Genomic DNA, 11,078 nt, shown 5'->3' on the forward strand with positions numbered 1-11,078 from the left:
TGCACGGGGTTTGTGCCGCTCATTCCTCCTGCAGATGCGCATTACTCGTGCAACGAGCGCTCCGGCGTTCGGGCGGCGATAGGGTGGCGAACAGCAACCAGCGACGTCATTTCGAGGAGCAACGATGAGCGGTCAGCAATTCAAGAACGCCGGCGGCAAAAGCGACGACGAGTTCGAGGCAGGCGCAGACGCCGGCCAGGTGCAGGCGGCGTCGTCGACGAGCGACATCGACTCGATGCTCGACGAGATCGACGGCGTGCTCGAGACCAATGCGAGCGAGTTCGTCTCCGGGTTCGTGCAGAAGGGCGGCGAGTGACGCCATGGGCTACGCGCCCGACGCAGGGTTGACGCGATAACGCAATAACGCGACACCACCGCGAGCGGCCCTGACACCGCGTCCAGTCACGACCTCAGCAGCCAGTCAGACGATCAGGAGCAGCCATGGAACGCCGCATCTACGGCATCGAGACGGAGTTCGGCGTCACCGCGACGACGAACGGTCAGCGTCGCCTGACGCCTGACGAGGTGAGCCGCGCGTTGTTCCGCAAGGTCGTCGCGTGGGGGCGTTCGAGCAACGTCTTCCTCGACAACGGCTCGCGCCTCTACCTCGACGTCGGCGCGCACCCCGAGTACGCGACGGCCGAGTGCGATTCGCTGCTTGATCTCGTCGCCCAGGATCGCGCCGGCGAGCGCATCCTCGACGACATGACGAGCGACGCCCAGGCGCGCCTGGCGGAGGACGGCGTCGACGGCACGATCTACGTATTCAAGAACAACACCGACTCGGCGGGCAACTCCTACGGCTGCCACGAGAACTTCCTGCTCGATCGCGGCGCCGACATGAACCGCATCGCGGAGATCTTCGTCGCGTTCCTCGTCTCCCGCCAGCTCGTCGCGGGCGCCGGCAAGCTGCTCGTGCGCGACGGGCGCACCGTGTTCAACCTGACGCAGCGCGCCGAGCACATCTGGGACGGCTACTCGAGCGCGACGACGCGCTCACGCCCCATCATCAACAGCCGCGACGAACCGCACGCCGACTCGGCGCGCTACCGTCGCCTGCACGTCATCGTCGGCGACTCGACGATGAGCGAGGCGACGACGCTGCTCAAGGTCGGCTCCGCCCACCTCGTGCTGCGCATGATCGAGGCGGGGGAGAGCTTCCCGCGCCTGCACCTCGCCAACCAGATCCAGGCGATCCGCGACGTCTCCGCCGACCCCACCGGCCAGTGCGTCATCGAGCTGCAGGGCGGCACGAGCATGACGGCCCTCGCGATGCAGCACATGTTCCTCGAGCGCGCGACGGCGTTCGTCGAGCGCGAGGGCGACCCCGACCCGGCGATCGCGGACGTCCTCGACCTGTGGGGGCGCACCCTCGAGGCGGTCGAATCGCAGAACTTCACCGGCATCGAGACCGAGATCGAATGGGTCATCAAGCGCAAGCTGCTCACCGACTACGCGGCGCGTCAGGGCCTCGAGTTGGACGACCCGAAGCTCGCCCAACTCGACCTCACGTTCCACGACATCCGCGCCGGACGCGGCGTGTTCGGCCTGCTCGAGAAGGCTGGACGCGTGCGACGCATCGTCGACGACGCCCGCGTCACCGAGGCCATGACGACGCCGCCACAGACAACACGCGCGAAGCTGCGCGGCGATTTCGTCAGGGCCGCGCGTGAGGCGGGGCGTGACTTCACCGTCGACTGGGTGCACCTCAAGCTCAACGACCAAGCCGGCCGCACGCTCATGTGCAAGGATCCGTTCCTCGCCACCGATGCCCGCGTCGATCGTCTCGTCGAGAGCCTGACGACGCCCGTCTGAGACGCCTGCGGGCTCGGACGCACAGGCCCTTGCCAGGCAAAGCACACCCCACGCGGGTTATCGTGGCGGACGACCTGTCACCCATCGCGCGAGGATCCTCTGCTGTGACTTCCCCCAAGCGTCTGCTTGCCCTGGCCGCTCTGCCCATCGTCTTCCTGGCCGGATGCGGCAACGACGACTCGAAGGCCTCCAAGAGCTCGAGCGGCTCCTCCGGCGCCAGCGCGTCGTCGAACGCATCGTCACCGTCGTCGTCGAGCGGGCTGTCCGCACCCGCGACGAAGGGCAACCTCGACGACGTCAAGGTCGACACGAAGGACGCTGCGAAGCCCACCGTCTCGATCCCGAAGGACAAGCTGCCGTTCGGCACGAGCAGCACGAAGCCGAAGATCCTGACGCAGGGTTCCGGCAAGACGGTCGGCGACAACGACATCGTCAAGGCCAACTTCGTCATGGTGAACGGCACGACCGGCAAGACGATCGGTTCGACGTTCGGTGAGACCGTGCCCAGCTTCAACATGAGCGACAACAACAACCTGCCGGGCATCATCAGCACCCTGAAGGGCCAGAAGGCCGGGACGAAGCTCGTCGTCTCCCTGCCGCCGAAGGACAGCTTCGGTGCCGCGGGCAACGAGAAGATCGGTGTCGGCGCGAACGACAACCTCGTGCTCTACATGGAGATCAAGGCCACCGACACGCCGCTCAAGGAGGCCCAGGGCACGACCAAGGACGCGCCCGCCGACATGCCGAAGGTCAGCGTCCCCGCCGGCCAGGGCAAGCAGGCGAGCATCACCGTCGCCAAGGGCGCGAAGGCCCCGACGAGCCTCAAGACGGCCACCCTCATCGAGGGCAACGGCAAGAAGGTCGCCTCCGGCGACTCGGTCGCCGTCAGCTACACCGGCCAGATCTGGGGCACGTCGACGATCTTCGACGCCACCGCGAAGCACAACGACGGTGGCAAGCCGTCGGTGTTCGTCATCGGCAAGGGCCAGGTCATCACCGGCTGGGACAAGGCGCTCGTCGGCCAGAAGGTCGGCAGCCGCGTGCTCGTCGTGGTGCCGCCGTCCGAGGGCTATGGCAAGGACGGCAACCAGCAGGCGGGCATCAAGGGCACCGACACCCTCGTGTTCGTCGTCGACATCCTCGCCGCCAACTGACACGCTGAGCCTGTCAGCGACACTTTCTCGAAGGAGCAACCATGGGTTTCGACCCCAAGACGACCAAGCCCGAGATCGACTTCCCCGGTGACACCCCGCCGGCGGAACTCGTCGTCGAGGACATCACCGTTGGTGACGGCGCCACCGTCGAGGCCGGCGACATCATCAAGGCGCACTACGTCGGCGTCTCCTGGTCGACCGGCGAGGAGTTCGACGCCTCGTGGAACCGCGGCGAGCCGCTGGAGTTCACCGCCGGCGTCGGCCAGGTCATCCAGGGCTGGGATGAGGGCCTGCTCGGCATGAAGGTCGGCGGCCGCCGCAAGATCATCATCCCGCCGGCGCTCGGCTACGGCGAGCGCGGCGCGGGTGCCTCGATCGGCCCGAACGAGACGCTGATCTTCGTCGTCGACCTCGTTTCGACGAACAAGCCCGGCGCTGGACGCTCCTTCGGCCTGCGCTGAGGTAGCCTTCGCCGCTCTGGTCGTCCCGCGAGTGGGTTCGGCCTGAGCAACAAGACGGGGTGAGTGCCATCGGTACTCACCCCGTTCTGCGTGCCCGTGGCCATCACGCGGGGCCGAGTGCCGCCAATCGCACACCTGTGCGAATGAGAGGGTAGGCTCTGCAGCAGGACCACGGCGTCAGACCCGACAGCGACGAAGGAGCGAGCGTGGCAGCACGACCCACCCCGGAGGCGAAGACCGAGCGCCTGCTCAACCTCGTCATCGCGCTGCTCTACACGCGCAGGCCGCTGACGAAGGACGCCATCCGTCAGGCCGTGCGCCCGTACACCGAGGCACCGAACGACGAAGCCTTCGACCGGATGTTCGAGCGGGACAAGGACGAGTTGCGTGAGCTCGGCATCCCGCTGCGCGCCGAACCCATCGACATCCTGTTCGAGGACGAGATCGGCTACCGCATCGACAAGCGTGAGTACGAGCTGCCCGACCTGCACTTCGACGCCGACGAACTCGCTGTCCTCGGCCTCGCCTCGCGTGCGTGGCAGCAGGCCAGCCTCGCCGGCCCTGCGGCGGCGGCGATGCGCAAGCTCGAGGCGCTCGACATCAGCCCCGACGTCGAATCGGTCGTCGGCCTCGAACCTCGTATCCGCACCAGCGAACCCGCCTTCGACGCCGTCAAGGACGCGGTGATGACGCGGCGCGCCATCACGTTCACCTACCGCGCGGCCGGGCGGGAGAGCGCTGTGCGTCACGTTCAGCCGTGGACGGTGACGAACCGCCGGGGTCATTGGTACGTCGCCGGGTTCGACACCGACCGTGACGCGCCGCGCGTCTTCCGTCTCTCGCGAATCGAGGGCCCGGTGCGACTCGTCGGCAAGCCGGGCGCCTACGAGGTGCCGGACGATCACGACACGAGCGCCCTCATCGAACGTACCGAACGCACCCCCGACTGGGCGCCTGCCGTCCTGCGGGTGCGCGCGGGGCGAGGACACTCGCTCGTGCGGCGCGCCCGCACCGTCGGCGTCATCGACGAGACGTGGCAGCTCATCGACATCGAGTACGCCGACCCCGGCGTGCTCGCCGACGAAGTCGTCTCCTTCGGCGCCGACGTGCTCGTGGAGAAGCCCGACGAGCTGCGCGAACGTGTCATGGCGCGCCTGCGGGGCGCCTATGAAGCCCAGACGGCGGAGACTGCACCATGAACGCCCGCACTGACAAGGCCGCCCGCTCTGGGGCGATCGACTCTGGGTCCGCCGACACGGGGTCCATCAGCTCGGGGTCGATCAACTCGGGGCCGATCAACTCCGAAGCGGCGACGACGCGCCTGTCACGGCTGCTCACGATGGTGCCGTGGCTGATGAACCGTCAGGGCATCGACATCGAGGAGGCGGCCCGCACCCTCGGCGTCAGCCGCGCGCAGATCGAGGCCGACCTCGAGCTGCTCTTCGTCTGCGGCACACCCGGCCACATGCCCGACGACCTCATCGAGGCCGAGTGGGAGCAGGGGCGTGTCTACATCCGCAACGCCGACGCCATCGCCAAACCGCTGCGCTTCACCCGCGACGAGGCGCTCGCCCTCACCGTCGGGCTGCGCACGCTGCTCGACGTGCCCGGGCTGCAGGAGCGCGACGCCGTCGATCGCGCCCTCGCCAAGCTGAGCGAGGCGACGGGGGAGAGCGGCGCCGCACGCGTCCACGTCAGCCTCGAACGCGATGGTGAGCAGGTGCTCAGCACGCTGCAGGACGCGGTGCGCCGCGCACATCGGGTGCACCTGCGCTACCTTGCGCCGGCCCGGGACGAGGTGACGGAGCGTGACGTCGACCCGCTGCGCCTGTTCACCTCCGACGGCCACTGGTACCTCGAAGGGTGGTGCCGTCGCGCCGAGGGCATGCGCACGTTCCGTCTCGACCGCATCGAGAGCGTCGAGCTCCTCGATGTCCGGGCCGAGATCCCGCAGGACGCGCAGCGCACCGACCTCTCGCGCGGCTTCTTCGCCCCCAGCCCCGACGCGCCGCAGGTGCGTCTGCGGGTGCAGCGGGCCGCGTTCTGGATCATCGACTACTACCCGTGCTTCGACGTCGAACGATCCGACGACGGCGAGCACGCAGACGTCTCGCTCGTCCTCGGCGACGGGCGCTGGTTGCGCCGGTTGCTGCTGCAGCTCGGCCGGGACGCCCAGGTGCTCGCGCCTGCCGCGGTGCGGGCGCAGGTCGCCGACGAGGCCCGCCGCGCCCTCGACGCCTACGCCGAGATGCTCGGGGGCACCGTGCCGTGACGTGGTGGATGTGGCTGCTGTTCTGGGCGATCTTCTGGGTCACGGCCGTCGCCTACCTCGCCTGGCGATGCTGGCGCGTGTGGCCGCACGCGCGCGACTTCGCCCGCACGACGTCCGAGGCGTGGTCGCGTCTCGACGAGGCGCGCAACCTCGCCGAGCAGCGATCCGCCGCCGAGAACAGTGCGGCGCTCGTCACGCAGGGCGTCGACGATCTCGCGTGGAACAAGCCGGCCTCGCACTGGCGAGGCGAGCGTCAGCGGGCCCGCGAACGGCAGCGCGACCTGCGCTTGGACTCCCAGGCCGAGGTGTGGTCGTCTTGGCGCGATCCACTAGAGTGAACGACGACCATGCGGCTGCCGCCGCGCCGGAAACTCCCGGGACTCAAGGACTGGCCATGAAAAACCTGCTCGAACACCCCGCGTCACTGCTCATCCTGGTGCTCGTCATCGTCGTGCTCCTGGGCTGGAAGAAGCTGCCCGACATGGCGCGCAGCCTCGGGCGCAGCTCGCGCATCCTCAAGAGCGAGATCGACGAGATGAAGACGGAGAGCAACCGGTCGAAGGCCTCCGGCGCCACCGTCGAGGGTGAGACGGCGAACCCGGTGCACGACGCCAACGGCAACCCGGTCCACTCCGGTGACCCCGTGACGCGCACCGACGCGCACCGCAACGACGTCTGATCGGATCCCGTTCGCTCGTGGCAATCTTCGGACGACGCAAGGACAACCCCGAAGCGCGGATGTCCATCGGCGACCATCTGCGCGAATTCCGCAACCGCGCGATCGTCGCCGGCGTCGCGATCCTGCTGTGCTGCATCATCGGCTGGCACTACTACCAGAACATCTACGACTTCATCGAGCAGCCGTTCCGCGACTACCAGCACGCCCACCCCGAGGCGCACGTCGAGGTCGCGTTCAACGCCGTCACGGCGCCGTTCAACCTCAAGTTGAAGGTCGTGGCGTGGGCCGGCCTCATCCTCGCGGCGCCCGTGTGGCTGTGGCAGATCTGGGCCTTCCTCGTGCCCGGCCTGACGCCGCGGGAAAAGCGCGTCGGCCGCATCTTCGTCGCCTCAGCGATCGTGCTGTTCGCCTGCGGCGTCTACATGGGGTCGCTGACCTTCGGCAACGCCGTCGAGATGTTCATCAGTGCGACGCCGCGCGGCGCGGCCAACTTCGCCGACGGCGGGATGTACTTCTCGTTCGTCACCCGCTTCATCCTGTCGTTCGGGCTGACGTTCATGCTGCCGATCCTGCTGCTGGCACTCAACGCGGTCGGCGTGCTCAAGGGCCGGATCATGCTCAAGGGGTGGCGCTTCGCCGTCATCATCGCAGTGGCCTTCGCGGCCATCATGACGCCGACGCCGGACGTCTACACGATGTTCCTCATGGCAGTGCCGCTCATCGTGCTGTTCTTCGGCAGCGCGGGGCTAGCCCTCGCACTCGACGCGTGGCGTGCACGCAAGGAGAAGCGTGAGCGTCCGGCCTGGATGGACGTCAGCGACGACCAGGCCTCGGCCCTGTGAGGCCCAGGCTGCAGGCACGACACACATGACGCCCGACGGCGGGCTCCCGAGCGGGAGCCCGCCGTTGTCATAGCCTGGGGGCATGTCGTCGCCCGCCGAGAAGTTCGCCCAGGCCGCTCGTCGGCGAAAGTTCGACTCGAGTCACCTCGGCCACTTCGTCGAGACGTTGCCGTACCCGCTCGACGACTTCCAGTCGGAGGCGGCGCGGACCGTGCAGGACGGACGCAGCGTCCTCGTCGCAGCGCCGACGGGTGCGGGCAAGTCCGTCGTCGGCGAGTTCGCCTGCTATCTCGCGGTGCACACCGGGCGCAAGGCGTTCTACACGACGCCGATCAAGGCGCTGTCGAACCAGAAGTACGCCGACCTCGTCGAGATGCTCGGAACGGAGAACGTCGGGCTGCTGACCGGTGACACCTCGCACAACAGTGAGGCGCCGGTCGTCGTCATGACGACCGAGGTGCTGCGCAACATGCTCTACGCGGGCAGTTCGACGCTGGGCGGCCTCGGCTTCGTCGTCATGGACGAGGTCCATTACCTCGCCGACCGCTTCCGCGGCGCCGTCTGGGAAGAGGTGATGATCCACCTGCCCGAGTCGGTGCAGGTCATCGCGCTGTCGGCGACGGTGAGCAACGCCGAGGAGTTCGGCGACTGGATGCAGCAGGTGCGCGGCGACACCGACGTCGTCATCACCGAGCACCGCCCGGTGCCGCTGTACCAGCACATGATGGTCGGCGCGCGCCTGTACGACCTGCTGGGCGAGGACGAACGCGGCGATCGCGTCGTCAACCCCGACCTGCTCTCGCGCATCGCGAGCCTGACGGCGCCCGCGCGCGGCGGTCACCGCTTCGACGTCGGCGCCCCGTCCGGTCGACGTGGGCGCGGCCGCCGTCCCGTGCCGCGTCAGCCGCAGGGGGAGACGTTCCGCCCGGCGCCGCGCGCCGAGGTCATCGCCGCACTCGATCGCGCGGGGCTGCTGCCGGCCATCACGTTCATCTTCAGCCGCGCCGGGTGCGAGGGCGCCGTCGCGCAGCTGCTCGGGTACGGCATGCAGTTGGTCACCGACGATGAGAGCGCCACGATCCGCGCCTACGTCGCCGAGCGCGTCGCGCACATCCCCGTCGAGGATCTTGCCGTCATCGGTTACCACGACTTCGTCGAGGGCCTCGCGCGCGGCTTCGCCGCGCACCACGCGGGGATGCTGCCGACGTTCCGCGAGATCGTCGAGGAACTGTTCGTCACCGGTCAGATCAAGGCCGTATTCGCGACGGAGACGCTCGCTCTCGGCATCAACATGCCGGCGCGCAGCGTCGTGCTCGAACGGCTCGTCAAGTACAACGGTGAAGCTCACGTCGACGTCACGCCCGCGGAGTTCACCCAGCTGACGGGCCGCGCGGGCCGGCGCGGCATCGACGTCGAGGGCCACGCGATCGTCCTGTACAACCGCGGCGTCGAACCGGAGGCGGTCGCAGGCCTCGCATCGCGCCGCACCTACCCGCTGCGCTCGAGCTTCCGCCCGACGTTCAACATGGCCGTCAACCTCGTCCACACCGTCGGACGGGAGCGGGCGCGCGAGGTGCTCGAGTCGTCGTTCGCGCAGTTCCAGGCCGACCGCAGCGTCGTCGGGTTGTCGCGTCAGATCGCCAAGAACAATGAGGGCCTCGAGGGCTACGCCGAGGCGATGCAGTGCCACCTCGGCGATTTCGCGGAGTACGCGGGCATCCGCCGTCGCATCAGCGACCTCGAGAAGAACGCGCAGAAGCGACGCGCCGCCGCCCTGCGCGCCGCCGCGGACCGCTCGCTCGCCGACCTCAGCCCCGGCGACGTCGTGCGCGTGCCGTCCGGGCGACGTGAGGGGCTCGCCATCGTGGTGCGCACCAACCGCGGCGGCAAGCGCGAGGGCCCGAGCCCGTCCGTCGTCACCGAGGACGCACAGCTGCGCCAGATCCGTTCCAGCGACATCCACGCGCCGCTCGAGGTGCTGACGCACCTCGCCATCCCGAAGACATTCACCGCACGCTCGTCGAAGTCGCGCCGCGACCTCGCGGCGACGCTGCGCGCCAAGGTGCCGCACGATCCGCCGAAGCCGTTGCGACGCACCGAGATCGAACCGGACAAGGCCGTCACCGCGGAGATCGAGGAGTTGCGACGCCGGCTCGCCGCCCATCCGTGCCACGCGTGCGAGTACCGCGAGGAGCACGCGCGCTGGGCGCAACGCTGGTGGACGCTGCGCCGCGAGACCGACGCGCTCGTCACGAAGGTCGAGAACCGGACGAACACCGTCGCGAAGCAGTTCGACCGCATCTGCGACCTGCTGCTCGAGTTCGACTACCTCGCGGCCGATCCGTCGGCTGCCGGTGGAGTGAAGCTGACCGACGACGGCGCGATGCTCATGCGCCTGTACTCGGACAAGGATCTGCTCACCGCCGAGTGCCTGCGCTCGGGTGCGTGGAAGGGCCTTGACGCACCGTCGCTCGCGGCGGCCGTCTCGGCGCTCGTCCACGAGTCGCGGCGTGACGTGGTCGGTGAGACCCCGCGCATGCCGAACCGTGATGTCGCCGACGCGCTGGAGCGCACGCACGAGCTGTGGTCGGTCATCGACGACGCGCTCGTCATGCACCGACTGCCCGAGATGGCGGCACCCGACGCGGGCCTGGCCTGGGCCGCGCACCGCTGGGCGAGCGGCCAGGGCCTCGAGACGGTGCTACGCGACGAGGACCTCACCGCCGGCGACTTCGTACGACGCTGCCGTCAGCTCGTCGACGTGCTCGACCAGATCGCCGCCGCCACCGATGACGACGGCATCCGCAGGGCAGCGCGCAAGGCGATCAAGGGCGTGCAGCGCGGCGTCGTCGCGGCTGACCGGATCGACTGAACGTCAGCGGGCGAGGGCTGCGGAAAGGCGTTCAGCGGAGCCGCCCATGTCCCAGCGCGCTGCGAAGTCAGCGAATCCGGCGCCGTCGGCGACGCCCTGCGGGCGCGTCGTGACGAGGTCGTGGGGCACACGGACGTCGAGAGCGACGTCGACGACGCGCGGTGCGACGTCGAGGTAATCGGAGGCTGCCTCGAGACGCGTGCGGCGTGCGCCCTTGATCCGCGGGTCGCCGGAGGCGATGGCGTCGCGGATGGCCGCGAGGGAGCCGAACTCGGCGATGAGGGCCGCCGCCGTCTTCTCACCGATGCCGGCGACACCGGGCAGCCCGTCACTCGTGTCGCCGCGCATGACGGCCATGTCGGCGTAGGCGCGGCCCGTCGCGACGCCGTACCTCGCCATGAGGAAGCTCTCGTCGACGAGGTCGGGGGCCCGCACGCCACCCTTGGCCGTGTAGATGACGCGCACGCCCATCGCGTCGTCGACGAGTTGGAACAGGTCACGGTCACCGGTGACGACGTCGACGGGGCCGGCGTCGCGGAATCGGTGCGTCAGGGTGCCGATGACGTCGTCGGCCTCGTACCCGTCGACGCCGAGGCGGGTGATGCCTGCGAGTTCGAGCAGTTCGCGGATGAGCGGCACCTGCGGGGTGAGGTTCTCGGGGCTCTCCTCGGCGACGTCGGAGCCCTCTTGCACGCGGTGCGCCTTGTAGCTCGGGATCGCCTCGACGCGGAACGCGGGGCGCCAATCGTTGTCCCAGCAGGCGACGATGTCGGTCGGTTCGTACGTCGTGAGCAGCGTCGCGATCATGTCGGCGAAGCCGCGCAGCGCGTTGTTGGGCGTGCCGTCGGCGGCGGTGCGCTCGGGCACGCCGTAGAAAGCGCGGAAGTAGAGGCTGGCAGAGTCGAGCAGCATGAGTCGGCGCGGCGTCATGGGCGCCATCCTGTCACGGTGCGGCGTCGAGCGTCAGTGCTCGTCAGCGCGCG

General features: G+C 69.0%; 11 protein-coding genes. 10 read left to right on the plus strand and 1 reads right to left on the minus strand.

From position 1 onward, the window contains the following. Window positions 1-124: 124 nt before the first annotated feature. The 10 genes from B2284_RS02010 to B2284_RS02055 all read left to right on the plus strand — a co-directional run bounded on the left by B2284_RS02010 (window position 125) and on the right by B2284_RS02055 (window position 10,095). Window positions 125-316: a ubiquitin-like protein Pup gene (locus B2284_RS02010; protein WP_074045330.1), complete on the plus strand. Its 192-nt coding sequence runs from the start codon at window positions 125-127 to the stop codon at window positions 314-316. Between the two features lie 125 nt (window positions 317-441). Beyond that, a complete protein-coding gene (gene pafA, locus B2284_RS02015; protein WP_006947220.1) occupies window positions 442-1,815 on the plus strand; it encodes a Pup--protein ligase in 1,374 nt (457 codons plus the stop codon). A 104-nt stretch (window positions 1,816-1,919) separates the two neighbouring features. Next, the gene (locus tag B2284_RS02020; protein WP_074039273.1) at window positions 1,920-2,969 is read left to right on the plus strand and encodes an FKBP-type peptidyl-prolyl cis-trans isomerase; all 1,050 of its coding nucleotides are present in this window, start codon (window positions 1,920-1,922) and stop codon (window positions 2,967-2,969) included. A gap of 41 nt (window positions 2,970-3,010) precedes the next feature. Further along, the gene (locus B2284_RS02025) at window positions 3,011-3,430 is read left to right on the plus strand and encodes an FKBP-type peptidyl-prolyl cis-trans isomerase (protein WP_006947303.1); all 420 of its coding nucleotides are present in this window, start codon (window positions 3,011-3,013) and stop codon (window positions 3,428-3,430) included. A gap of 206 nt (window positions 3,431-3,636) precedes the next feature. Further along, complete coding sequence (locus B2284_RS02030; protein ID WP_006947232.1) at window positions 3,637-4,629, plus strand: helix-turn-helix transcriptional regulator; 993 nt, start codon at window positions 3,637-3,639, stop codon at window positions 4,627-4,629. Further along, window positions 4,626-5,702, plus strand: coding sequence for a helix-turn-helix transcriptional regulator (locus B2284_RS02035; RefSeq protein ID WP_006947310.1), 1,077 nt, complete (start codon window positions 4,626-4,628; stop codon window positions 5,700-5,702). Before B2284_RS02030 ends, B2284_RS02035 begins: the two co-directional genes overlap by 4 nt. Next, entirely contained in the window at window positions 5,699-6,040 is a 342-nt protein-coding gene (locus tag B2284_RS02040) for a hypothetical protein (RefSeq protein WP_006947226.1), read from the plus strand. The genes B2284_RS02035 and B2284_RS02040 overlap by 4 nt, the downstream gene beginning before the upstream one ends. A 56-nt stretch (window positions 6,041-6,096) precedes the next feature. Continuing rightward, a complete protein-coding gene (tatA, locus tag B2284_RS02045; RefSeq protein ID WP_006947258.1) occupies window positions 6,097-6,381 on the plus strand; it encodes a Sec-independent protein translocase subunit TatA in 285 nt (94 codons plus the stop codon). Window positions 6,382-6,398: 17 nt separating this feature from the next. Next, window positions 6,399-7,223 carry a twin-arginine translocase subunit TatC gene (tatC, locus tag B2284_RS02050; RefSeq protein WP_006947222.1) on the plus strand — a complete coding sequence of 275 codons (825 nt, stop codon included), beginning with the start codon at window positions 6,399-6,401 and terminating at the stop codon, window positions 7,221-7,223. 82 nt (window positions 7,224-7,305) lie between these two features. Then, on the plus strand, window positions 7,306-10,095 hold the full coding sequence (locus B2284_RS02055) for a DEAD/DEAH box helicase (protein WP_006947218.1): 2,790 nt from the start codon (window positions 7,306-7,308) through the stop codon (window positions 10,093-10,095). A 3-nt stretch (window positions 10,096-10,098) separates the two neighbouring features. Here the strand turns inward: B2284_RS02055 and B2284_RS02060 are convergent, their stop codons facing one another. Then, window positions 10,099-11,025, minus strand: coding sequence for a 5'-3' exonuclease (locus tag B2284_RS02060; RefSeq protein ID WP_006947213.1), 927 nt, complete (start codon window positions 11,023-11,025; stop codon window positions 10,099-10,101). Window positions 11,026-11,078: the final 53 nt, after the last annotated feature.

Origin of the sequence: Dermacoccus sp. UBA1591 (assembly GCF_002322065.1) — a bacterium.
Classification (GTDB): domain Bacteria; phylum Actinomycetota; class Actinomycetes; order Actinomycetales; family Dermatophilaceae; genus Dermacoccus; species Dermacoccus nishinomiyaensis.